This is a genomic window from Corynebacterium sp. HMSC11E11, assembly GCF_001807025.1.
GTDB lineage: Bacteria > Actinomycetota > Actinomycetes > Mycobacteriales > Mycobacteriaceae > Corynebacterium > Corynebacterium freneyi.
In genome coordinates, this window is sequence record NZ_KV787152.1 from 103,260 (window position 1) to 126,923 (window position 23,664).

Here is a 23,664-nt window from a genome sequence, read left to right on the forward strand (position 1 = left end):
CTACTTTCCGGCTTCGACGTCGCGCGAAGTCGCCCCGCGGGAACCGTCGAAAGCCTCGATGATGCGTTCCGCGCCGAGTGTCGGCGTGATGTGGCCGTCGCGCAACTGCGATTCGACCAGGGTCTGCGCCTCGCGCACGGCCTCGTCGTCGGCCAGGCGCTGCAGCAGCGTCTCGTGGACCATCGACCACATCCAATTGACCTGCTGGTCCGAGCGTTTCCGCGAAAACAGCCCCGCCTCCAGCATCGCGTCGCGGTGGTCCTCGATGGCCGACCAGAACTTCTCGATGCCGTCGTTTTCCAACGCCGACATGGTCAACACCGGCGGCGTCCAGACCGCGTCCTTGGCGCGCACCATCTTCATGGCCGTCGCCAGATCGCGCGCCGCGCGCTTGGCCGGACGCAGATTCGCCCCATCGGCCTTGTTGATGGCGATGACGTCCGCCATCTCCAACACGCCCTTCTTGATGCCCTGCAGCTGATCGCCGGCACCGGCCAACGCCAGAAACGCGAAGCAGTCGACCATCTGCGCCACGGCGACCTCGGACTGGCCGACGCCGACGGTTTCGACGATGACGACGTCGAAGCCCGCGGCCTCCAGCACCACCATTGATTCCCGCGTCGCCTTGGCCACGCCACCGAGGGTGCCCGCCGACGGCGACGGGCGGATGAAGGCCTCGTCCGTGGCCGACAGCTTGGCCATCCGCGTCTTGTCGCCCAGGATGGAGCCGCCCGTCCTCGTCGACGACGGGTCGATGGCCAGCACCGCGACCTTGTGGCCCTTGTCGATGAGATGCATGCCCAACGTTTCGATGGTCGTGGACTTGCCCACGCCGGGCACACCCGTCAGACCGACGCGCATCGCGTTGCCCGAAAACGGCAGCAACTTGACCAGCAGATCCTGCGCCAGCACCCGGTGGGCCGGCGCCGTCGACTCCAGCAGAGTGATCGCGCGGGCCAGCTTCGTCCGATTGCCGGCCCGCACGCCCTCGAACAAATCGTCGACGTCGATGCGGCGCCGCGCCTTGCGCACCACCTCCGGCGCCACGGCGGTACGGCCCTCGACCACCGTGCCGGCGGTGGTGTGGAGAGTGCCGAGGTTGTCTTCGAGAAAGCCCGTCATGATCCCTTCTTAAACCGAAAACCGTGCGAAGCGCCGCGCCACCGGAGATGGGCGCGGGTCATCCACCCGCGACATCGGCCACCGAAGGTACCCCGCCGGTTGCGGGCGGGATCCCCCGGTGGCCCGGCTGCCGGGCGCCGGTTGCCGGGCGCCGACTACTCGGAGTCGTCGGCGCCGGCGTCGTCGGCCGCGTCGGAGTCGGAGTCGGACAGCGACTCCAGCTCCAGGCCGAGATCGGCGGCCAGCTTGCCGATCATGTCGATCGCCGCGTCGGCGATGACCGTGCCCGGCGGGTAGATGGCCGCCGCGCCGGCGTCGTAAAGCTCCTGGAAATCACCCGGGGGGATCACGCCGCCGACGACGACCATGATGTCCTCCCGGCCCAGCTTGGCCAGCTCCGCGCGCAGCTCCGGCACCAGGGTGAGGTGACCGGCGGCCAGCGACGACACGCCCACGACGTGAACGTCGGCGTCGACCGCGGACTTGGCGGCCTCCGCCGGCGTCTGGAACAGCGGCCCCACGTCGACGTCCATGCCCAGGTCGGCGTAGGCCGACGCAACGACCTTCTGACCGCGGTCGTGGCCGTCCTGGCCCATCTTCGCCAGGAAGATGCGCGGGCGGCGACCCTCCTCGGCCTCGAACTCCTCGGCCAGCGCAATGGCCTTCGCCACGTTGGACACGGCGCCCTCCTTGCCCACCTCGTCCCTGTACACGCCGGACAGCGTGCGGATCTCGGCCTGGTGACGGCCGAAGACCTCCTCCATCGCGTCGGAGATCTCGCCGATGGAGGCCATGGCGCGGGCACAGTCCACGGCCAACTTCAGCAGGTTCTTGTCCAGATCACCCGGCTCGCCCGGGTTGCGGCACGCCTCGGTCAGCGCCCGCAGCGCGGCCTGGGTCTTCTCCTCGTCGCGCTCGGCGCGCAGCCGCTGCAGCTTCTCGTTCTGCTCCTGGCGCACGCGGGAGTTCTCGACCTTGAGGACCTCGATCTCCTCGTCCTCGTCGACCTGGTACTTGTTCACGCCGATGAGGGCCTGGCGGCCGGAGTCGATGCGCGCCTGGGTGCGGGCAGCGGATTCCTCGATGCGCAGCTTCGGAATGCCCTCGATGGTGGCCTCGGCCATGCCGCCGGCCTCCTCGACCTCCTCGATGTGGCCCCGGGCCCGCTTGACCAACTCGTTGGTCAACCACTCGATGTAGTACGAACCGGCCCACGGATCCACCGGGCGGGTCGTGTTCGACTCCTGCTGCAACAGCAGCTGGGTGTTGCGGGCGATGCGGGCCGAGAAGTCCGTCGGCAGGGCCAGCGCCTCATCCAGCGCATTGGTGTGCAGCGACTGGGTGTGGCCCTGGGTGGCGGCCATCGCCTCGATCGCCGTGCGGGCCACGTTGTTGTAGACGTCCTGGGCGGTCAGCGACCAACCGGAGGTCTGCGAGTGGGTGCGCAGCGAACGGGACTTCGGGCTCTTCGGATCGAACTTGTTGACCAGCTCGGCCCACAGGATGCGGCCGGCGCGCAACTTGGCGATCTCCGTGAACGTGTTCATGGAGATGCCCCAGAAGAACGACAGACGCGGAGCGAACTTGTCGATGTCCAGACCGGCGTCCAAACCCGCGCGAATGTACTCGACGCCGTCGGCCAGGGTGTAGGCCAGCTCCAGGTCGGCCGTCGCACCGGCCTCCTGAATGTGGTAGCCGGAAATGGAGATCGAGTTGAACTTCGGCATCTTCAGCGAGGTGTACTCGAAGATGGACGAGATGATCCGCATCGACGGCTTCGGCGGGTAGATGTACGTGTTGCGGACCATGAACTCCTTGAGGATGTCGTTCTGCACGGTTCCGCGCAGCTCCTCGGTGGGCACGCCCTGCTCCTCGGCGGCGACGATGTACATCGCCATCACCGGCAGGATCGCGCCGTTCATGGTCATCGACACCGACACGCCGCCCAGGTCGATGCTGTCGAACAGCTGCCGCATGTCGTAGATCGAGTCGATGGCCACGCCGGCCATGCCGACGTCGCCGGTGACGCGCGGGTTGTCCGAGTCGTAGCCGCGGTGCGTGGCCAGGTCGAACGCGACCGACAGGCCCTTCTGGCCGGCGGCCAGGTTGCGACGGTAGAACGCGTTGGACTCGGCGGCGGTGGAGAAACCGGCGTACTGGCGGATCGTCCACGGCTGGTTGGTGTACATGGTCGGGTACGGCCCGCGCATGAACGGGGCCAGACCCGGGAACGAATCAACCGGGTGGCCCTCGGCGGCCGCGGCCTCGCGATCGGCGCGTTCGTAGACGCGCTTGACGTCGATGCCCTCGGGAATCGTCCACGTTTCGGTGGCGGCGCCGGTCGCGTCTGCCGCGGCGGGGGCGGCGTCGGCGTCGGTGCGCGGCACGTCCGCGAAACTGGGGATGGTGGTCATTGGTCCGTTCACGCTCCCAGGGAGTCCAGCAGCCGCGACAGTTCCGCGACGGCGTCGATGTTCATGGTCAGGTAACCGTCCGGTCGGGCATCGCCCCCGGCATCGGCGAACAGCTTCTCCGGCCCGGCGACGAGCACCTCGGAGGCGCCGGCGGCGCGGGCGGCGGCAACGGCCTCGGCGCCGGAGGCGGTGTACTCTCCGTCGGCGCCGCACAGCACGACGATCGGGGCGGACGCGGCGGCCTCGTCGAAGGCGGCCTCGCCCGGCACGACCTGGCCCGGGTTGAGGGCCTCGATGCCGCCGGAGGCCATCAGGTTGGCGGTGAAGCCGGTGCGGATGTTGTGCTTGGCCAGCGGGCCCAGCGGCAGCATCGCGATCTGCGGGCGGCGGCCCTGCTCGGCGAGGAAGTCATCCGAACGGTTGCGCAGCGCCTCGAAGTCGGCGGCCCAGCGGCGGATGCGCTCCCCCTCCGGACGGGCCTCCGGCGGCAGCGGCGCCTCGGCCAGGTTCGGGAACTCGTTGATCGCCGTGACCTTCGTGCGGCGGTGCGCGATGTCCGCGCGACGCGCCTCATGGGCGGCGTCGATGTTCTCGCGGACGTGATCGAAGGCGGTGTCGATGCCGCCGTAGGACTCGACGTCGGTGAAGATCTTCCACGCGCGGTCGGCGATCTCGTCGGTGAGTTCCTCCACGTAGTAGGAACCGCCGGCCGGGTCGGCGACGAAGCCCAGGTGCGACTCCTCCAGGAGCAGCAGGTTGGTGTTGCGGGCGATGCGGGCCGCGAACGTGCGGGACACGCCCGGCTGGCCGCCGTGGATGGCGTTGTCGAACGGCAGCACCTCGACGGTGGTCGCCCCGCCGACGCCGGCGGCGAACGCGGCGACGGTGACGCGCAGCATGTTCACCCACGGGTCACACTGCGAGAACATCACCGGGGCGGTGACGGCGTGGTTCGGTGCGGAGCCGTGCTCGGCGGCGCCGGCGACCTGGGCGACGCGGGCCCACAGGGTGCGGGCCGCGCGGAACTTCGCGATCGTGTTGAACTGGTCGTCGGTGGCCGAGTAGCGGAAGGAAATCTGGTCCAGGGCCTCCTCGACGCTCAGACCGGCCTCGGTCAGGGCGCGCAGGTACGCCACGCCCACGGCCAGGGCGTAACCGATCTCCTGGGAGTCGGTGGCGCCCATGTTCGCGAACGCCACGCCGTCGACCAGCAGGGTGCGGACGCTGCCGGGTCGCTTGGCGTTGGCGACGGCCATCTTCACGGCCTCGTCCAGCGACACCTCCGGGGCGGCGGTGTACTTGCTGGTCAGCGGGGCGGCCGACAGCTCGATGTCGACGGCCTCGGGGTCCTTCAGGTCGGCGTCGTCGACAAGCGCGAACAACGCGTCGGCGGCCTCGGCGACCCGTTCGCCGGCCTCGATCGCAATCGGCGCCAGGTCCAGGTACACGCCCTTGAGCAGCGCGGGCAGATCCGCCGCAGTCAGGCCGTTGCGCAGATCCACGCGCACCGCGGACGTGCCGTTGGTCAGCGCGTCGAGCAGCGCCTCGTTGACCTTCGCGGCCGGGCCGGAACCCGCGCGGCCGAACGTCTCGCGCACTCCCCAACCGGCGTTGTCGGCGTCGCGCAGGCGGGCGCCGCGGGTGAACGGGAACTGGCCGGGGGCCGGGACCTCCGCCAGATCATCGGCCCGGGTGTACAGCGGCCGGACCTCCACGCCGTCGTACGTGGTCTTGATGAGCTTCTTCCAGACGTCCAACGGCACGTCGGCGACGTCCTGCTTCCGCACCCGGGCGAACACCCCGGCGACGGCCTTGAACCACGAGGCCTGCTGATCCTCGAAGTCTGGCGGAAGCGCGGTCGCGGAGGAGTTGGGGGCCGTTCGGTCAGTCACGGCGGACCTTCTTCCTTGCTTGTCGTGCGCCCCACGCCCGGCCACTGGGCCGCGCCGATGGGCCGTGGAAAAGGCCGTTCGGTGCAGCCGCGGTGGTCTGGCGCGGACGCCGCTGTTGAATTGAACGAAACCGGCCGAACCGGATTCCCGGCGCTCGACGACACCGTTCACCCACTGTGAGCCGGTCACCTTTCCAATACTAATTAGGCTCCGGCATGAGCCGTGGTCGGGTATCCTGCCCCACCCCCGATGTGCGCATCGGCCCCGGACGTTCGTGCCCGAGTTCGCCCTTTTCGGGCTTTGCGACGCCCGATTCCCGCCGTGGCCGGTGTGCTGCGGGGTTCCGTGGCGCAAACGGGGGTAATCTCGATCCGATGTCAACGCGCCCCTCCCCTTACCGCCGCCGGCGGGCGATCCGCCCGCTGGTGTTGTTGGCTTTGGGGCTGGTGGCCGTCGCGGTGCTGTACGTCGTCGACGTGCCCACCGTCGACGCCATCCGCGGTTGGGCGGAGGCCACCGGCGCCTGGTTTCCCGTGGTGTTTTTCCTGGCCTACGTCGGGTTCACGCAGCTGCCGGTCCCCCGCACGGTGTTCACCCTGTCGGCGGGAATCCTGTTCGGCGCGGCACCGGGCATCGCGATGGCGCTGGCGGCCACCGGTGCATCGGCGATCGTGTCGTTGGTCGTCGTCAGGCACTTCGCTCGGGATTGGGCGCGCGATGTGCTGATGAGGCATCGCCGTGTCATGGACCTCGACCATCGGCTCGAGCATCGGGGCTGGTTGGCCGTCGCGTCGCTGCGCATGATCGCCGCGGTGCCGTTCGCGCCGCTGAATTACGCGTGCGCGCTGTCGTCGATCCGGCCGCTGCCGTTTTTCCTGGCGACCATCGTCGGCTCCGCGCCCGGCACGATCGCCACGGTGCTGTTCGGCAATGCGCTCATCGGCGGCATGGATTGGCGGATCGTGGTGGTAACCGGGTTGCTCGTGTGCGTGGGCGTGGCCGGTTTGGTTCTCGACGCGCGGATGCCGGTCGTCCAATCCGTCAAGTCACCGGGATAGACTCGAGGCATGTTCGCCGTACATGCCCGTTATCGGGGACGCTCGACCCGCCGCGCCGACCACGTGCGCGCCTCGGGCGCGGCGCTGTCGAGGCTCGACGGCGTGGGCAAGGTCGCGCCCTCCGGCGTCGAGGAGCTGTCGGCCCATCCCCGGGACGCCGTCGCGGTGACCACGTTGGTGCTGGCGTTGCTGGCCGCCGGCGATTGGTCGATCGGCATCGGCGTGTCCCCGGCCGGCGACGCCGATGCAGCGTCGGTCGCGGCCGCGGGCGTGTTGGGCAAGGGCGGGCGCGCGGGAACGGTGCGGGTGCGCATCCGCACCGGCGATCCCGGGGGCAAGGAGCTTTCCGACGACATCGCCGCGGCCTTCACCCTCCTTCACCACGTGATCTCGCGACGTTCCCCCGAGGGCCGCGAGGCGACGAACCTCGTGCGCGCCGGATGGACGCAGGTGGAGGTGGCCGCGGAGCTCGGCGTGAGCAAGCAGGCCATCAACCAGCGCCTGCAGGCGGCCGGTTGGCATGCGGAGGAAGCCGGCTGGTCGCTGGCGGTTCACCTGCTCCAGCGCGCGGCACGCGACTGACGGTCCCCCGCGTTGGCGGCGGCGGCCCTACCTCAGGGGGCGCTGCGGATCCGGCGCCGTGCCATCGCCGAACGGGCGGCCACCGAGCGTCTCCCGACCGTGCGGGGTCAGCCACACATCCTCCGCCGGGCCCTTCGGAATGATCTGCGTCGGATTGATGTCCTTGTGAACCACGTAGTAGTGGGCCTTGATCTGGTCGAAATCGACCGTCTCGCCGAAGCCCGGCGTCTGGTACAAGTCGCGCGCGTAGGCCCACAGCACCGGCATCTCCGACAGCTTCTGCCGGTTCGCCTTGAAATGCCCGTGGTAGACAGCGTCGAAACGCACCAACGTGGTGAACAGGCGGATGTCGGCCTCCGTGATCGAATCGCCCATCAGGTAGCGGCGATCGGCCAGACGCTCCTCCAGCCAATCCATCGCCGCCCACAGCCGGTCGTAGGCCGCGTCGTACGACTCCTGGGACCCCGCGAAACCGCAGCGGTACACGCCATTGTTGACCTCGGTGAAGACGCGCTTCATCACCGCCTCCATCTCGTCGACCACATCCTCCGGCCACAAGTTCGGGGCGCCGTCGCGGTGGAACTTCTGCCACTGCGACGCGAAATCACGCGTGATCTGGTCGAAGTCGTTTGTCACCACCGCGCCGTCGCGCTCGTCGACCATCGCCGGCACCGTGATGCCGCGCGGGTAGTCGGGCTCGCGCGCGAAGTACGCGTCCTGAAGCCGCTCGATGCCCAGCACCGGATCGACGCCGCCGGGATCGAGATCGAACGTCCACGACCGCGGATCATGCACGGGGCCGGCCAGTCCCATCGAGATGACTTCCTCCAAGCCCAGCAGCCGGCGCACGATGATCGCCCGGTTCGCCCACGGGCACGCCTGCGCCGCGATGAGGCGGTAACGGTTCGGTTCGACCGGGTAGCCGTCTTCGCCGTCGACCGTGATGCGCGAGGTTATGTACCGCATGTCGCGGTTGAAGTCCTTGCCCTTGTCCACGTAGACGCCCGGCGTGTCGTGCGGGTTCGTGGCCCGGTCGTCGCGCCGGGTGTTTTCGTCGTTTGGCCTGGATGTGCTCACAAACCCCACCATATGTGACATATCAACAATGGGCAAGGGGTCGATCGCCCGGCATGGAGGCCCGGGCGCCTGCGGTAGTGGTAGCTCGGTCATCTCTCCCACCCCACCCGTCGCTTCCGGCTCTTTCGTCACGTATCCGGCGTAGATCGCCCGAAACGACTCAGACCCCGCCCGGAAAACCCCAGGTCACGGAACAACGTCGTGAGTCGTTTTGGGCGATGCGCCGGGTTCCAGTGCGTGGGAGCGATGCGCCGGGTTCTAGTGCGCGGGGCCCTTTCACCGCAAACGAAACCCCTCCGGCCACCGCCGCCCGGCGGGCACGAACCGCACCGACGACACCGCCCCCGCCGCGACCGCCCGCCGCTGCCGCTCCAACGCCTCGGCCACCATCCGCACGCCCTCCCCCGACACCACCTGCGGATACGTCACGCGCAGCACCGCCAGTCCTTTCTGCAACATCTCCGTCTCGCGCCGCCACTCGTACTTCGACCTGGCCTGCCCATCGCCGTACCGCCCGCTGAATTTGCCCTCGCCGTGGACCTCCACCATCAGCAACCACTCCGAATACCCGAGGTCGACCTGCCCGATGAAAATCCTGTCGGCAGTGAACACCCGCAACTGCACTTCCGGCGCGGGCAGCCCCGCCTCGATGATCTGCGCCCGCAGCAGCGACTCCGGCGCACTGTCCGGAAACTGCGACGCGCACGCCACCGTCCGTAGCGCCGCCGCAGGGTTCGGGCCCAGCGCGGCCGGCCGCATCAGGTCGATGGCCGAATGCCCCAACCGCAACGCCGAATCCGCCGCGACGAGCCCCGCCCCGAACCCGTGCCGCCGCGTGATGTCGGCGATCGTCGCCCCCGGTGACGTCACCGCCCGGCCGTCGACCGCGACGACTTCATCCGGCCCCCAGACCAGCTTGCTTTCGTGGATGGTGCCGCGCGTTTCGAACTTCCGCCTCGTGGGGTGGGCCAGTTCGATGATGTCGTCGCCTGGCGGGACCGGCCATTGCGGTGCGGGGCGACCGTCGGCGGGCATCGGTTCGATGATGTCGAGGCCGTGGACGAGCGCGGCGCTGCGCCCGACGATGACCATGTCGCGTCGGCCGTCGGCTGCGGTGAGGTGGCGGAGGCGCCGCTTGTCGGTCTCGGTCAGCGTCGCCCAGTCGACGGCGGGTACGTAGATGTTGGGGTGCAGGCGGTGGAGTTCGCCGGCGGTGCATCGACGGGCGAGTGTTTGGCGTTCATTTTTGGTGGTCCCCCTCAGTGTTTTCACGCTCATTTGGACGCCGCCGGGGCCCGTTCGGTTCCATCCGTTTCGGCGGCGGCCTCCGTTCGGGGGTGGGCGCGGCCGGGTCGGCGTTCGAAGGGTCGGGTGCTGCCGGGGTGTGGGGTCGGGGTGTTGGGTGCCGCCGGGGGCGGGCTCGGTTGTTTCGTGCTTTACGACGTCCCGCCACTCAACTCGTGCCCGCCACTCAGCTGATGCTTTACGACGTCCGATCGCCCAAAACGACTCACTCGGCCTCTCCTTGACCTGGGGTTTTGCGGCGGTCTCGTGAGTCGTTTTGGGCGATACGTCCGTGGATAACGTGAAATGGGCCGTCAACGTCACAGTGACGTTGACGGCCCATGTTCGGATCCATGTCGGGGGTCATCCCGGCGGTGGCGGAATGACGGTGGGACAGCCCCGGGGCTCTCCACCGCTCGGTGGGTTACTGGGTGGGACGCCAGGTGTCTCCGGCGTTGCCGCCCTTCTCGCCGCCCGCACCTCCTGCGCCGCGCGCGCCGTCCGGGGTGCCGGAAGCGCCGGGGCCGGAGTGACGGCCGGCATTGCCGTTGCCGGGTCCGGAACGGAAATCCGACGGACGCTGGCCGGAGCCGAACCCGCCGGGCTGATCCGACCGACCCGGCTGGCCGGAGCCGAACCCTCCGGGCTGCCCCGGCTGACCCGGCTGGCCGGAGCCAAACCCGCCGGACTGGCCCGACTGACCGGGCTGGCCCGAACCGAACCCGGCCGACTGGGCGGGCTGACCCGACATACCCGGCTGACCGGCCTGAGCCGGCATACCCGGCTGCTGGCCGAAGCCGCCGCCGGCCGGGCGGGAATCGCCGGCGGGCAGACCACGCTCACCGCGATCGGAACCGCGCCCGTCCTCGGGACCGATGCCGTCCTCACCCGGGATGGGCGACTCCTTGGCGGCATCCTCCGCGGACTTGCGCTTCGACTGCACCACGGCGGTCGGATCCTCGACGGGGCGGTTGGCGACCTCGTTGGCCGCCGCCACGGCACGCGCGATCTCCGGGTTGGAGGACATGTCGAACCAGTCCTCGTCCTTGTCGCGCTCGGCCTCCTCGCGGGCCTCGGCGGTGACGGCCGGCGGCTCGTAGCGGAACACGCCGTCCTCGTCGGCCTTGCCGAACGCGCGGGCGAAGCTCTCCAGCGAGTCGCCGAACTGGGAGGGCACCATCCAGACGGTGTTGCCGTCCTTGTTGGCCAGCTCGGGCAGGGTCTCCAGGTACTGCCAGGCCAGCATCTCCGGCGTCAGCTGCGATGCCTTCACGGCGGCGTTGACCTTCTGCAGCGCCCGCGCCTCACCCTGGGCCTCGAGGTAGCGGGCGGCGCGGGTGCCTTCGGCGCGCAGGATGGTCGCCTGCCGCTCACCTTCCGCGGCGAGAATGGCGGCGTGCTTGTTGCCCTCGGCGGCGAGGATCTGCGCCTGCTTGCGGCCCTCGGCGGTCTTGATGTCCGCCTCGCGGGTGCCCTCCGCAGTCAGGATCATGGCGCGCTTCTCGCGGTCGGCCTTCATCTGCTTTTCCATCGACTGCTGGATGGACGGCGGCGGCTCGATCGCCTTCAGTTCGACGCGGGCGATACGCAGGCCCCACTTCGCGGTGGCCTCGTCGAGTTCGCCGCGCAGTCGGCGGTTGATGTAGTCGCGCGACGTGAGGGTTTCCTCCAGCGTCAGGCCGCCGACGACGTCGCGCAAGGTGGCGGTGGTGATCTGCTCGATGCCGAAGATGTAGTCGGCCACGCCGTAGATGGCGCGGGCGGGGTCGTTGACCTGGAAGGTCACGACGGTGTCGATGGCGACGGTCAGGTTGTCCTCGGTGATCACCGCCTGCGGGGGGAACGTGACCATCCGCTCTCGGGTGTCGACCTTCTCGCGGACGTTGTCGATGAACGGGATGATGAACGCCAGGCCACCGGACAGCGTCCGGGTGTACCTGCCGAGCCGTTCGATGACGGCGGCCTCGCCCTGCGGGACGAGAATGATCGCCTTGCTCACCACCACCAGCACGAGAAAGACGAGTACTAGGGCGAATACGACTCCTGTGGCCATGGGCTCACACCTCCTTGTCCACGACGGCCGTGTTGCCGTCGATGCTGACGACCGTGACCCGGTCCCCCGGCGAGAATGTCACGCCGGGCACCAATGCGCGCGCCGACCAGAGTTCGCCGGCTATGCCGATCAGTCCGGTTCGGTCGTCGATCGCCTCTTCCACGGAGGCGGTGCGGCCGACGAGTTGGCGGGGGTTGGATTCGACTTTCCCGGAGTCGACGCCGGTGAACATCTTGCGTCGCAGCATGGGCCGCACCAGGGCCATCAAGCCGATGCTGGTGACGGCGAAGACCGCGACGTCGACCCACAGCGGGGTGTCCGCCAGCGACACTCCGGCTGCGGCGAGCGCGCCTCCCGCGACCATCAGCATCGACAGATCGCCGATGGCGAACTCGAGGAAGACGAGCAAGATGCTCAGTCCAAACCAAATGATCGAAGCCACGGGACCATCCTACAAAAGGTCCCGGATCCCGCGGCGGAGGGGATTTTTGCTTGACGACGGCCACGTGGTCGTCGTCAAGCCGACAAACGCGGGTGCGGCCGGGCCTGAACCGGATCAGCCGAGGTGGGGTTCCGTGACGAAGTCGACGAGCCGTTCGACGGCGCCGATGAGCGAGGGTTCGAGGTCGCGGAAGGAATCGACGGCGCCGTAGACGCGCCGCCAGCCGTCGGTCGGGTCACCCCAACCGAGGCGTTCGCACACGCCGGTTTTCCAATCCTCGCCGTAGGGGACCTCGGGCCAGGCGCGGATGCCCACGGCCGACGGCTTCACGGCCTGCCACACGTCGATGTACGGATGACCCGTGACCAGGACGTGCTGGCCGACCTGCTGCGTCATGCGGGACTCCTTCGACCCTTCGACGAGGTGATCGGCGAGCACCCCCACGCGACGGTCGGGGCCCGGTCCGAACTCGGCGAGGCGTTCGGCGAGGTTGTCCAGCCCCTCCAGGTGCTCGACGACGACGCCTTCGACCCGCAGGTCGTGGCCCCACACCCGCTCGACGATGGCGGCGTCGTGGATTCCCTCGACCCAAATGCGGCTGGGCAGGGCGACCTTCGCCTGCACGTCGGCCACCCGGCGCGAACCCGACGCGGAACGGTTCAGGCGCGGGTCGGCCTGCTTCGGCGCGGGGCGGGTCAGGGTGACGCGGCGGCCGTCGATGAGGAACGCGCTCGGCGTCATCCGGAACAGCCGCACCTTCCCGCGGCGATCCTCCAGCTTGACGCAGTCGCCGTCCTGCAGTTTCTCGAACCCGACCACCGCCCCGACGTAGCCGTCCACCGCCGACTCCACGACGAGGCCCTCGTCGGCCGGCACTTCCGGGGCCACCATCGCCTTGCGCCGCGCATGGCCGCGGGCGCCGCCGAAAATGTCCTGGGAGGCATAGGGGTCGTGGTAGCTCATGGCGATCGAGGGTAGCCGACGGCCGCGGAGGTCCCGGGCAGGCGTCACGGTCGCCGTGCCGGGTCGCCACCTCGGTCGCGGCCCCGGTCGGCTACCGTGTCCTGCCATGGAACGACCTCCGGTGGATCGCGTCGCCGTCGATCAGGTGTGGACCCCCGTCCAGCACACGGCCCTGTGGTTGGGCGCGTGGGTGACGGGGCAGGTCTCGTACGACCACCTGCTCGACGCGCTCGACGCCGTCGGCGGGCCGCATTCGGCGGAGCTCGTCGATGCGACTGTGCCGGCGGTCGTCGACGTGGATGCGCCGCTGGGGCGCGCAGAGCTGCTTCGTCTGGTGCGCGCGGTCACCGATGGCGGCGCGTGGGCCCGCGATGCCGAACCGCCGGTGCGGCTGGTGTTGTCCGGGTCGGGTGAGGCGCCGATGCTGCCCGCGGGAACGGAGCTTTACGACGCCGCCGCCCGGGCCGGTGCGGCCATCGTGTTGGCGGATGCGACCCCGGGGTGGCGTCACGTGCTCGTGCCCGAACGTTTGCCCGCCGGCGGCGGCGTTCGGTGGCTGTGGTTCACCGTGGAGGGGCATCTGCCGGAACCGGCGCACCTGTCCCCCGGCGAGGCTGATTTGATGCTCGCCGACGCCACCCGCCGGGCGGCGGCGGACATCGCGGCGGCGTCGCCCGGGGCGCGTCCGGGTGCGGCGGCGCCGGATCCGCGGCTGATGGTGGGCATGCTGACGGATCACTTCGATCTCGCCGAGCTCCCCGACGAACTGCCGCGGCGTGCCGGCGGGTTGCTCGCGCGGGCGGACCGGCTGGCGGCGATTCTCGCCGTCGGGCGCGGCGAGGCTCCCGGGGCGGGTGCGGCGCATGACCCCCACCTGATTCCGCTGTGGCGCGACATCCGTGCCGCGCGGGTGGCCGCCGTCGATTACGCGGTGCGCGAATGGGCGGCCGACTACGCCGGAGCCTGAGCAGCTGCGGCGGGGTGCGTCAGTCGGGTCGGCCCGCGTGGGACGACCGCGCGGCGGGGACGCAGCAGTCCACGGCGCAGGGCTTGCCGTCGCAGGCGGAGCCGAGCAGCGGCTCGCGGCCGAGGCGGCGGGCCGGGGCGCCGTCGGTGCGCTCGCGGATGAGCTCGACGATCATCTCGGTGAATGCCTCGGACGGGCCGGGCGTGGCCACGCGTTCGATGACGATGTCGTGGGCGTCCATCTCTTCCTGCAGCTCCGAATCGAGGTCCCACACGACCTCGATGTGGTCGGAGATGAAGCCGACCGGGCACACGACGGCGGCGTTTTCCCCGTCGGCGAAGATCGCCTCGATGTGGTCGACGATGTCGGGTTCGAGCCATGGCACCTGCGGCGGGCCGGACCGCGACTGCCACACGACGTCGAACTCGGTGGCCCCGACTTGCTCGGCGATGAGGCCGGCGGCTTCGTTGACCTGACGCGAGTACAGGTTTCCGCCCAGCGACGCCGGCCCGGAGGCGTCGTCGGCGGCGTTGGGGATGGAGTGGGCGGTGAACACCAGGCGCGCGCCGTCGCGGCGGTCGGCGGGCAACTTCGCGAGGGATTCGCGCACCGCGCGGGCGTATTCGCCGATGAACAGCGGGTGGTCGTGGAAGCCGCGGAGCTTTTCCATCTCGATGGCGCCGAGCTCCGGCTTCGATGCGAGGTGCTCCCGGGCGCGGGCGATGTCCTCGTGGTACTGGCGGCAGCCGGAGTATCCGGCCCAGGCGGAGGTGGCGAACACCAGCGCGCGGGTCACGCCGTCGCGGGCCATGTCCTCGACGGTGTCCTCGATCATCGGGTGCCAGTTGCGGTTGCCGAAGTACACCGGCAGGTCGATGCCCTCGTCGGCGAGTTTCTTCTCCAGGTTGGCGATGATCTCGCGGTTGAGGTCGTTGAGCGGCGAGCGGCCGCCGAAATGGTGGTAGTGCTCCCCGACCTCGTCGAGACGCTCGGGCGGGATGCCCCGGCCACGGGTGACGTTTTCCAGGAAGGGGCGGACGTCCTCTTCCTTTTCCGGTCCGCCGAAGGACAGGACCAGGATGGCGTCGAAGGGGTGGTCGGGTGCGGCGTCGGTCATGCAGGACAGCTTAACGGGACGGCTTCACCCGTCGAACAAGGGGACCCTAAGTGGGTTGGGGCTTGGCGACGCCCGCCTCAGGGCACGCGGCGGCCGAGAACCAACGAGGAGCCGGCGGAGATGACCAGCAGCACGAAGGACGCCGCCATCCACGGACGCGGCTTCTCGCTGCGACGCAGTTCGTAGCCGATTTCGTCGGTCAGTGCGCCGTAGACGTCGCGCAGTTCGTCGAGGCTCGCCGCGGAATGGAACTCGCCTTCGGTGCGGCGGGCGATTTCCATGAGGGATTCGTCGTCGTTGGGCACCTCCAGGACCTGGCCGTCGATGTTGACCACGCCGTCGCGGGTGCCGAAGGAGATGGTGTGGATGGGCAGTCCGATTTTCGCGGCCTCGTCGGCGGCGGTGTACGCGCCGCGGGGGTCGTCGAGTTCGGCGGGGATGGTCTGTTTGCCGTCGGACAGCAGTACGATCGCGGCGGGCGGGGGTCCGTCCGGGCCCCGGACCTGTTCGCCGAACTGGAGGATCGCCGATTGCGCCGCGGCGATGGCGTCGCCGGTGGCGGTGGCGCTGTCGAGGGTGGCCCCGTCGAGGGCGCGGGCGACGGTGTCGTGGTCGGTGGTCGGCATGACGGGGGTTTGCGCGCGGCCGGCGAAGGTGACCAGCCCGACGTTGAGGTCGTCGGGCAGCGATTCGATGAACTCGCGGCCCGCCTGCTTCGCCGTGGTCAATCGATCTGGCTCGACGTCGGTTGCGGACATTGAAAGCGACACGTCGACGACGAGCATGATCGTGGCCCTGTTGCGCGCCACCTTCGTCTCCGCCATTGGTCCGGCCATCGCGACCGCCAACACCGCCAGCGCGGCCAGCAGCGCCGCGACGGGCACGTGCCGCAGCCAGGGGTGCCCGGGGCCCGTCACGTCGGCGACGACGGTGAAGTTGCCGAACGCGATGGACCTCCGGCGCTTGCGCTTGTCGACGACGACGTAGGCGGCGGCCGCCGCGATGGGCACCAGCAGCGCGAGCAACCACCACGGGTGGGCGAAGGAGCCGGTCATCGGGCACCTCCCCGCCCCGGGGCCACCTGACGGGCGAAGTCGAGCACCCAGTCCCGGTCGGTGCGCAGCTCGACGATGCGGGCGCGGGCAGACCGCAGCGCGGCGGTGACCCGCTCGGAATGCTCCCGAGCCGCCGTTTCGTAGCGTCTCCTCGTCGCGTCGTCGATGTCGACGTCCAGGATCTCCCCCGTCGTCGGGTCGGACAGGCGGACGGGACCGTCGCCGGGCAGCGACTCGTCGGCGGGGTCGATGAGCCGAATGGCCAGGACGTCGGTGCGGGTGCTCACCACGCGCAACGCATCGGCCCAGTCCACCGGCCCGAGGAAGTCGGAGATGACGGTGACCAAACCGGCCCTCGGCGCCCGCGAGGGCAACGTGCCCAGGTCCGCGGCCAGACCGGAACCGCCCACGTGCCGCGCCGCACGGGCGATCAGCCGCATCGCATGGGCGCGGCCCTGACCGGGCGGAATCAGGGTGCCGTCGGCGACCAGCGCCGTGCGGTCCCCCGGGTTGTCCGCCAACAGCGTCACGGCCGCCGTGGCCGCTGCCAGCAGGTGGCGTTTCGTCGTGGGGCCGGACCCCGTCGTCAAGCGGGGCGACGACTCCGCGACGATCCACGATTCCAATTCGCGCTCGGCCTCGGGGTCGCGCACGTGGGCGACGCCCGTGCGCGCGGTGACCGACCAATCCATTAGGCGGACGTCGTCGCCGATGACGTACTCGCGGGCCGAATCGGGATCGGTGCCCGGCCCCGTCGCCGCCGACGCGAACGTGCCGCGCAGCAGACCGTCGAGCCGGCGGGTCACCGTCAACTCGAGGTGCCGCAGAACCCGGTCCAGGTCGCGGTCGATGGCCGGGGTGTCGCTCATTGCCCGGCGCCCACCTCGGGCAGACGCACCCGCGCCAGCACCCGGTCGATGATGGCCTCCGGGGTCACCTCGTCGGCAAGCCCCTCGTAGGACAGGACCAGCCGGTGGCGGAGCACGTCGGGCAGGACCTCCACCACATCGGCCGGGGTGACGTAATCGCGGCCCTTGAGCAGCGCCGTCGCCCGGGCCGCGGTGATCGCGCCCAACGTCGCACGCGGCGACGCGCCGTACGCCAGCCACCGGCCCACGTCATCCAGGTTCGCCCGCGACGGATTGCGGGTCAGCTCGATGACCGCCACCACGTAGTCGATGAGCGAATGGTGGACGAACACCTCGCGGGTCTTCTTCTGCAGCGCCCGGACGGTGTCCGGATCGAAGACGCGGCCGGCCGTCGGCGGCGTCGACCCCATCCGGTAGACGATCTCGCGTTCCTCCGCCGGCGTCGGATAATCGACGATGACCTTGAACAGGAAACGGTCGCGCTGCGCCTCCGGCAGCGGGTACACGCCCTGGTTTTCGATGGGGTTCTGCGTCGCCAGCACCAAAAACGGCTCCGGCACCGGACGCGACACGCCGGCGATGGACACCTGGTGCTCCGCCATGACCTCCAGCAGCGCCGACTGCACCTTCGCGGGCGCGCGGTTGATCTCGTCGGCCAGCACGACGTTGGCCATCACGGGGCCGGGCTCGGTGATGAACTCGCCGGTGTCCTGCCGGAACACGCGGGTGCCCACGATGTCGGAGGGCACCAGGTCCGGGGTGAACTGGATGCGGGAGAAGCTGCCGCCGATGACGGTGGCGAACGTCGACACCGCCAGCGTCTTGGCCACGCCCGGCACGCCCTCCAGCAGCACGTGGCCGCCGGAGAGCATGGCCACGACCAGCTGCCGGCACAGGTGCTGCTGGCCGACGACGACGCGGCTCATCTCGGAGAGGACCCTGCGCAGATCCGGGGCGTTCGTTTCCGGGGCGTCGGTCACGTCGTCTTCTCCTGTGGGGTCGGGTGGGGTGCTCCCCGCAGATTAGACGAGGCGCACGACGTTCGGGGTCATCCCGTTGTATCGCACGGCGGTGACGCGGACGTGCGAGCCCGACTGCGGGGCCTCGATCATCTGGCCGTTGCCCAGGTAGATGGCGACGTGGCCGTGGCCGTTGGGGCCGTAGAAGATGAGGTCGCCGCGCTCCATCTGGGACGCGGGGTAATGCGTGCCGCGCTGGTACTGGTAGCCGGTGTAGTGCGGCAGGTTGATGCCGATGCCGGCGTAGGCGTAGAGCGTCAGTCCCGAGCAGTCGAAGCCGACCTTGTTGTAGTCGCCGTGGGCGTCGGCGACGCCGCCGTCGCGGATGCCCTTGGTGGGGCCGTTGGCGTTGCCGCCGCCCCAGGCGTAGGGCACGCCGATCTGCGACATCGCGCGCGAGATGACGGTTTCGATCTTCGCGGACCGGTCTCCGGCGGTCGGCGACGGCGATTCCGGGTTGGCGGGCGTGGCGGTCTGCACCGCCGTGCCGTTGGTTCCGGTGCCGTCCGTGGTGCCGGGGGTCGTGGTGGTTTCGGCGTCGCTTTCCGACGCGTCGGCGTCCGAGTCGGAGGTGCCGGCTTCGTCATCGTCGGTGCCCGTGCCCGAGGTGCCGGAGGTGCCGGACTCGCCCGAGGTGCCGGAGTCGCCCGAGCCGCTCGAACCGTTGGCCGTGTCCGCGGCGGATTCGTCGGTCTGCGACGGGCGCGGGGTGACGGTCGGGGCGTCGCCGGCGTCGGCTGCCGCGTCGGACTCGGTCGCGCCGCCGTTGGCGGTGACCTCGTCGCGGGCGTCGTCGGCGGCTTCGCGGACGACCTCGTCTTCGGAACGGCCGTCGCTGGAACCGCCGGAACGGTTGTAGGCGTCCAGGGCGATGCGGGCGGCGTCGAGGGCGGCGCGGGCGGCGTCGCGCTGGATGACGGCGGCGGCATGCTTGATGCGTTCGTCGTTGAGCAGGCGCTCGGCTTCCTTGAAGGCGCGTTCGGCCTCGCCGTGGAGTCGCTCGGCCTCGGTGGAGGCCTCCTCCGCCTTGCGACGCATCTCCCGGAGGGTGGAGTCGGCGTTGGCCGCCTCGGTGCGGGCGCGGTCGAGCTCGTCGACCACGAGGCCCTGCTTGTCGGCCTCGCGGCGCAGCGTCGAGGAACGGTCGAGGACCTCGGCGGCGTCGGACGCTCCGCCCAGCGCGGACGGCAGCGAGTAGCCCTGGCGCATCGCGGCGCGGGCCATGTCGTCGAAGGTGCCCTGGGCGGCGCGGAGGTCGTCGCGCGTCCCGCCGAGGGTGCGCTTGGCCTCGTCCGCCGCGTCGCCCGCACGGCGAGCCTCGCGGCGGGCGTTGCCGAGGTCCACGTTGGCGCGGTTGACGTCCTCGCGCAGCGAGCCCATCTTCAGCTCGAGATCGGAGACGGTGCGTTCGCGTTCCGTCACCTCGCGGACGAGGCTCTGCAGGACGCCGTCGGCGGTCGACTCCGCATGCGAGTCACCCCCGGTCGGCTGCGCCGAGGCCGTGGGGACGTGCGCGGCCATGAGGCCGACGATCATGGCTCCGGCAATGGGGCGGGCCCACCCGCGGCGGGTCCGGTTCGTCCGGATAACTGCCACCTGAGACTCCTTGCTGTGCGAAATGAACCGGGGGCGTTCGACTCGTACGGCAACTTCCCCATTGCCCGAATCGATTGCCGACGGCTGTCGGCGTCGCACCCGGTGGTGCGTGCCCCGGGAAGCGACAGGCGCACCCGGGGTAACAATGAGCACGCTACGACACAAGGTTCCCCAAGAGCACACGAGTCACAGGCGAAACGTGCGTCCCGCTGTTCGTGACCGTTTCGTTATGGGTGATGGTCTGCGAATTCCACAATGTGTTCGAATGGTGTGATATTCGTCACAAATTGCCGCCAAGGCCGCGTGTCGGTACGCGAAATCGTCGCAAAGCAAGTACCTGACCTTGTCGCCGGTCAAGCCAAGTGACTTGATTCTTGCCTGTGGGTAAGCATGGGTATATCGCATTAACTATTCGTCAGTGCGTTTATCGAATCGTTATGGCGCTGCGATGGCGGCGTTCCTCGGCGTCGGCCGTCCCGTTCGGTCCGGTCGGCCCGCGCGGTGTCGGCCGTCCCCGTTCAGCCCCGGTTGCCCCGATGCGAGCGGATCCACCAGAACGCGATGAGCGCGGCGAACACCACGACGATCCCCCCGCCGACGGCGAGACTGTAGTTGACCCACGGCACCGTCCAGTCCCCCGCGATGTCGATGAACGCGTCGAAGCCCTGCGGATACCGCTCGGGGTAATCCTCCATCATCGCGAAGCCGGCCTGCTCGAGCGCCGCCTGCGGAATCTCGTCCGAGGCGGCCGACACCGAAAACGGCGCACGGACGATGACGGTGCCGCCATCCTCGGCCACGACCTCGTTGGCGAAGTTGCGCAGATCGGTGGTGCCCATCGGGTCCTTGTCGACGATGACGACCTTGAGGTCCTCGATGCCGCGGGCCGGCGCGGAATCGACGATGGGGCGCAGCGCGGCCTCCAGATCCTCGTTCGCGGTGACGATCGGATCGTGCTGCAACGCCTCCGACACCGTCTTCGCGTCGAGGTTCTCCAGGTACATCGATGTGCCCTCGCTCATTGTCGCGTCGCCTTCTCCCGGTCGTCCTTGTCCCCCTCGTGCCCCACCATCATGCCGTCCCGCGGGGGTGATGTCGGGTAGCGCGCCCCGGCGCGCCGTGTCCGGATGAGTGCAACAGAACGCCCGTACTGTTATTCTTGGGGGAGGTCGAGCCGGACCGCGGAGCACCGCATGATCCACATGCGCCGAAGGTGCCCCTCGCGACGCGTTCGCGCCAAGTGCCACCAGGGCCCATCTCGTGTGCAGGGCCTGAAGGCGCGCCCCAACCGAGCAAAGATTTGGAGCAGACTGTGACTGAAAGCAAGAACTCCTTCAACGCCAAGAGCACCCTCGAGGTCGGCGGGAAGTCCTACGACTACTTCCGCCTCGACGCCGTGCCGGGCATGGAGAAGCTGCCTTACGCCCTCAAGGTTCTCGGCGAGAACCTGCTGCGCAACGAGGACGGCGCGAACATCACCGAGGAGCACATCAACGCGGTCGCGAACTGGGATGCGTCGGCTGAGCCGTCCATCGAGATCCAGTTCACCCCGGCCCGCGTGATCATGCAGGACTTCACCGGCGTCGCCTGCGTCGTCGACCTGGCCACCATGCGCGAGGCCGTGAAGACCCTCGGCGGCGACCCGGACCAGGTCAACCCGCTCAACCCGGCCGAGATGGTCATCGACCACTCCGTCATCATCGAGGCCTTCGGCAACGCCGACGCCCTCGAGAAGAACGTCGAGATCGAGTACCAGCGCAACGACGAGCGCTACCGCTTCCTGCGTTGGGGCACCGGCGCCTTCTCGAACTTCCGCGTCGTTCCCCCGGGAACCGGCATCGTCCACCAGGTCAACATCGAGTACCTGGCCCGCACCGTCTTCGACAACAACGGCCTGGCCTACCCGGACACCTGCGTCGGCACCGACTCCCACACCACCATGCAGAACGGCCTGGGCATCCTGGGCTGGGGCGTCGGCGGCATCGAGGCCGAGGCCGCCATGCTGGGCCAGCCGATCTCCATGCTGATCCCGCGCGTCGTCGGCTTCAAGCTGACCGGCGACACCCCGGCCGGCGTCACCGCGACCGACGTCGTCCTGACGATCACCGACATGCTCCGCCAGCATGGCGTCGTCGGCAAGTTCGTCGAGTTCTACGGCGCCGGCGTGTCCAAGCTGCCGCTGGCCAACCGCGCCACCATCGGCAACATGTCCCCGGAGTTCGGCTCCACCGCGGCCATCTTCCCGATCGACGACGAGACCACCAAGTACCTGCGCCTGACCGGCCGCTCCGAGGAGTCCGTCGCCCTCGTCGAGGCCTACGCCAAGGCCCAGGGCATGTGGCTGGACGAGAACACCCCGGAGGCCGAGTACTCCGAGTACCTCGAGCTGGACCTGTCGACGGTCGTCCCGTCGATCGCCGGCCCGAAGCGCCCGCAGGACCGCATCGAGCTGTCCTCCGCCAAGGAGCAGTTCCGCAAGGACCTGCACAACTACACCAACGGCTCCGGCAACGAGTCCGTGCAGGACTACGTCGCCGAGGGCGGCAACTCCGGCAAGGGCGGCGCCGAGCTGTCCTTCTCCGACGACGCCAACGTGCCGAACCTGGCCCTGGGTGCGGCGGGCCGCCCGTCCAACCCGATCAAGGTCAACTACAACGGCAAGGAGATGGTGCTCGACCACGGCATGGTCTCCATCGCCTCGATCACCTCCTGCACCAACACCTCGAACCCGTCCGTGATGGTCGGCGCGGCCCTGCTTGCGCGCAACGCCGCGGACAAGGGCCTGAAGGCGGCTCCGTGGGTCAAGACCTCGATGGCCCCGGGCTCGCAGGTCGTCACCGGCTACTACGAGAAGGCGGGCCTGTGGCCGGCCCTGGAGGCCATGGGCTTCTACCTCGTCGGCTACGGCTGCACCACCTGCATCGGCAACTCCGGCCCGCTGCCGCAGGAGATCTCCGACGCGATCAACGAGGCCGACCTGGCCGCCACCGCGGTCCTGTCGGGTAACCGCAACTTCGAGGGTCGCATCAACCCGGACGTCAAGATGAACTACCTGGCGTCCCCGATCCTGGTCATCGCCTACGCGATCGCCGGCACCATGGACTTCGACTTCGAGACCGAGTCCCTGGGCAAGGATCAGGACGGCAACGACGTCTTCCTGAAGGACATCTGGCCCTCCACCGAGGAGATCGAGTCCGTCATCGAGGAGTGCATCACCTCCGAGCTGTACGACGAGGACTACAAGGACGTCTTCGCCGGCGACTCGCGTTGGCAGAACCTGCCGACCCCCGAGGGCAAGACCTTCGCGTGGGACGACAAGTCCTCCTACATCCGCAAGGCGCCGTACTTCGACGACATGGAGATGGAGCCGCAGCCGGTGTCCGACGTCAAGGGCGCGCGCGTCCTGGCGGCGCTGGGCGACTCGGTCACCACCGACCACATCTCCCCCGCGTCCTCCATCAAGCCGGGCACCCCGGCGGCGCAGTACCTCGACTCCATGGGCGTCGAGCGCAAGGACTACAACTCGCTGGGCGCCCGTCGCGGCAACCACGAGGTCATGGTCCGCGGCACCTTCGCCAACATCCGTCTGCAGAACCAGCTGCTCGACGGCGTGACCGGCGGCTACACCCGCGACTTCACCCAGGAGGGTGGCCCGCAGTCGTTCATCTACGACGCCGCGCAGAACTACAAGGCCGCCGGCACCCCGCTGGTGGTCATGGGCGGCAAGGAGTACGGCACCGGTTCCTCGCGTGACTGGGCCGCCAAGGGCACCCTGCTGCTGGGCGTGAAGGCCGTCATCGCCGAGTCCTTCGAGCGCATCCACCGCTCGAACCTCATCGGCATGGGCGTCATCCCGCTGCAGTTCCCGGAGGGCGAGTCCTGGAAGTCGCTGGGCCTGGACGGCACGGAGACCTTCGACATCACCGGCATCGAGGAGCTCAACGAGGGCACCACGCCGAAGACCGTCAAGGTCGTCGCCACCAAGGAGGGCGGCGAGGCCGTCGAGTTCGACGCGGTCGTCCGCATCGACACCCCCGGTGAGGCGGAGTACTACCGCCACGGCGGCATTCTGCAGTTCGTGCTCCGCAACATGATCAACGGCTAGTCCGCTCCCCTCCTTCATGGAGGGGCGACCCGCCGTGATCGGGCACCGG

General features: G+C 69.5%; 17 protein-coding genes and 1 pseudogene. 4 read left to right on the forward strand and 14 right to left on the reverse strand.

What is annotated here, in order from left to right; genetic code table 11:
- The 3 genes from meaB to HMPREF3121_RS08640 all read right to left on the reverse strand — a co-directional run bounded on the left by meaB (position 1) and on the right by HMPREF3121_RS08640 (position 5,428).
- Positions 1–1,122 carry a methylmalonyl Co-A mutase-associated GTPase MeaB gene (gene meaB / locus HMPREF3121_RS08630; RefSeq protein WP_070522259.1) on the reverse strand — a complete coding sequence of 374 codons (1,122 nt, stop codon included), beginning with the start codon at positions 1,120–1,122 and terminating at the stop codon, positions 1–3.
- Between the two features lie 155 nt (positions 1,123–1,277).
- Entirely contained in the window at positions 1,278–3,536 is a 2,259-nt protein-coding gene (scpA, locus tag HMPREF3121_RS08635) for a methylmalonyl-CoA mutase (protein WP_070522262.1), read from the reverse strand.
- Between the two features lie 8 nt (positions 3,537–3,544).
- Positions 3,545–5,428: a methylmalonyl-CoA mutase family protein gene (locus HMPREF3121_RS08640; protein ID WP_070522265.1), complete on the reverse strand. Its 1,884-nt coding sequence runs from the start codon at positions 5,426–5,428 to the stop codon at positions 3,545–3,547.
- Positions 5,429–5,802: 374 nt separating this feature from the next.
- Between HMPREF3121_RS08640 and HMPREF3121_RS08645 the strand changes: the two genes are divergently transcribed.
- Positions 5,803–6,486, forward strand: a complete 684-nt coding sequence (locus HMPREF3121_RS08645; RefSeq protein WP_070522268.1) for a TVP38/TMEM64 family protein — start codon at positions 5,803–5,805, stop codon at positions 6,484–6,486.
- Positions 6,487–6,495: 9 nt separating this feature from the next.
- Complete coding sequence (locus HMPREF3121_RS08650) at positions 6,496–7,068, forward strand: DNA-binding protein (RefSeq protein WP_070522271.1); 573 nt, start codon at positions 6,496–6,498, stop codon at positions 7,066–7,068.
- A 27-nt stretch (positions 7,069–7,095) separates the two neighbouring features.
- Here the strand turns inward: HMPREF3121_RS08650 and HMPREF3121_RS08655 are convergent, their stop codons facing one another.
- The 5 genes and pseudogenes from HMPREF3121_RS08655 to HMPREF3121_RS08675 all read right to left on the reverse strand — a co-directional run bounded on the left by HMPREF3121_RS08655 (position 7,096) and on the right by HMPREF3121_RS08675 (position 12,887).
- Positions 7,096–8,034 carry a glutathione S-transferase family protein gene (locus HMPREF3121_RS08655; RefSeq protein WP_070522448.1) on the reverse strand — a complete coding sequence of 313 codons (939 nt, stop codon included), beginning with the start codon at positions 8,032–8,034 and terminating at the stop codon, positions 7,096–7,098.
- A 387-nt stretch (positions 8,035–8,421) separates the two neighbouring features.
- The gene (locus HMPREF3121_RS08660; protein ID WP_141743043.1) at positions 8,422–9,417 is read right to left on the reverse strand and encodes a hypothetical protein; all 996 of its coding nucleotides are present in this window, start codon (positions 9,415–9,417) and stop codon (positions 8,422–8,424) included.
- 907 nt (positions 9,418–10,324) lie between these two features.
- Positions 10,325–11,482, reverse strand: a pseudogene (locus HMPREF3121_RS08665) (SPFH domain-containing protein); the annotation flags it as partial.
- Between the two features lie 4 nt (positions 11,483–11,486).
- Complete coding sequence (locus HMPREF3121_RS08670) at positions 11,487–11,924, reverse strand: NfeD family protein (RefSeq protein ID WP_035120731.1); 438 nt, start codon at positions 11,922–11,924, stop codon at positions 11,487–11,489.
- Between the two features lie 114 nt (positions 11,925–12,038).
- On the reverse strand, positions 12,039–12,887 hold the full coding sequence (locus HMPREF3121_RS08675; RefSeq protein WP_070522276.1) for a DUF3097 domain-containing protein: 849 nt from the start codon (positions 12,885–12,887) through the stop codon (positions 12,039–12,041).
- Between the two features lie 106 nt (positions 12,888–12,993).
- Between HMPREF3121_RS08675 and HMPREF3121_RS08680 the strand changes: the two genes are divergently transcribed.
- Positions 12,994–13,854, forward strand: coding sequence for a hypothetical protein (locus HMPREF3121_RS08680; protein ID WP_246816118.1), 861 nt, complete (start codon positions 12,994–12,996; stop codon positions 13,852–13,854).
- A 19-nt stretch (positions 13,855–13,873) separates the two neighbouring features.
- On the opposite strand, the gene HMPREF3121_RS08685 is transcribed toward HMPREF3121_RS08680, so the two are convergent.
- From HMPREF3121_RS08685 to HMPREF3121_RS08710, 6 genes are all read right to left on the reverse strand, one after another.
- On the reverse strand, positions 13,874–14,971 hold the full coding sequence (locus tag HMPREF3121_RS08685) for a ferrochelatase (protein WP_070522282.1): 1,098 nt from the start codon (positions 14,969–14,971) through the stop codon (positions 13,874–13,876).
- 77 nt (positions 14,972–15,048) lie between these two features.
- Positions 15,049–16,026: a VWA domain-containing protein gene (locus HMPREF3121_RS08690; RefSeq protein WP_070522285.1), complete on the reverse strand. Its 978-nt coding sequence runs from the start codon at positions 16,024–16,026 to the stop codon at positions 15,049–15,051.
- Positions 16,023–16,895, reverse strand: coding sequence for a DUF58 domain-containing protein (locus HMPREF3121_RS08695; RefSeq protein ID WP_070522288.1), 873 nt, complete (start codon positions 16,893–16,895; stop codon positions 16,023–16,025). The genes HMPREF3121_RS08690 and HMPREF3121_RS08695 overlap by 4 nt, the downstream gene beginning before the upstream one ends.
- Positions 16,892–17,821: an AAA family ATPase gene (locus HMPREF3121_RS08700; RefSeq protein WP_070522451.1), complete on the reverse strand. Its 930-nt coding sequence runs from the start codon at positions 17,819–17,821 to the stop codon at positions 16,892–16,894. Before HMPREF3121_RS08700 ends, HMPREF3121_RS08695 begins: the two co-directional genes overlap by 4 nt.
- Positions 17,822–17,917: 96 nt before the next feature.
- A complete protein-coding gene (locus HMPREF3121_RS12450; protein WP_239251244.1) occupies positions 17,918–19,510 on the reverse strand; it encodes an NlpC/P60 family protein in 1,593 nt (530 codons plus the stop codon).
- 518 nt (positions 19,511–20,028) lie between these two features.
- Positions 20,029–20,532 carry an Rv1476 family membrane protein gene (locus HMPREF3121_RS08710; RefSeq protein ID WP_141743044.1) on the reverse strand — a complete coding sequence of 168 codons (504 nt, stop codon included), beginning with the start codon at positions 20,530–20,532 and terminating at the stop codon, positions 20,029–20,031.
- Between the two features lie 290 nt (positions 20,533–20,822).
- Here HMPREF3121_RS08710 and acnA point away from each other — a divergent pair, with 290 nt between their 5' ends.
- A complete protein-coding gene (acnA, locus tag HMPREF3121_RS08715; protein WP_070522297.1) occupies positions 20,823–23,615 on the forward strand; it encodes an aconitate hydratase AcnA in 2,793 nt (930 codons plus the stop codon).
- Positions 23,616–23,664: the final 49 nt, after the last annotated feature.

Coding starts and splice junctions, on each gene's coding strand:
- meaB (WP_070522259.1), bottom strand. CDS start 1,122: ATGACGGGCTTTCTCGAAGACAACCTCGGCACTCTCCACACCACCGCC.
- scpA (WP_070522262.1), bottom strand. CDS start 3,536: ATGACCACCATCCCCAGTTTCGCGGACGTGCCGCGCACCGACGCCGAC.
- HMPREF3121_RS08645 (WP_070522268.1), top strand. CDS start 5,803: ATGTCAACGCGCCCCTCCCCTTACCGCCGCCGGCGGGCGATCCGCCCG.
- HMPREF3121_RS08650 (WP_070522271.1), top strand. CDS start 6,496: ATGTTCGCCGTACATGCCCGTTATCGGGGACGCTCGACCCGCCGCGCC.
- HMPREF3121_RS08655 (WP_070522448.1), bottom strand. CDS start 8,034: ATGCGGTACATAACCTCGCGCATCACGGTCGACGGCGAAGACGGCTAC.
- HMPREF3121_RS08675 (WP_070522276.1), bottom strand. CDS start 12,887: ATGAGCTACCACGACCCCTATGCCTCCCAGGACATTTTCGGCGGCGCC.
- HMPREF3121_RS08680 (WP_246816118.1), top strand. CDS start 12,994: ATGGAACGACCTCCGGTGGATCGCGTCGCCGTCGATCAGGTGTGGACC.
- HMPREF3121_RS08685 (WP_070522282.1), bottom strand. CDS start 14,971: ATGACCGACGCCGCACCCGACCACCCCTTCGACGCCATCCTGGTCCTG.
- HMPREF3121_RS08690 (WP_070522285.1), bottom strand. CDS start 16,026: ATGACCGGCTCCTTCGCCCACCCGTGGTGGTTGCTCGCGCTGCTGGTG.
- HMPREF3121_RS08695 (WP_070522288.1), bottom strand. CDS start 16,895: ATGAGCGACACCCCGGCCATCGACCGCGACCTGGACCGGGTTCTGCGG.
- HMPREF3121_RS08700 (WP_070522451.1), bottom strand. CDS start 17,821: ATGAGCCGCGTCGTCGTCGGCCAGCAGCACCTGTGCCGGCAGCTGGTC.
- HMPREF3121_RS08710 (WP_141743044.1), bottom strand. CDS start 20,532: ATGAGCGAGGGCACATCGATGTACCTGGAGAACCTCGACGCGAAGACG.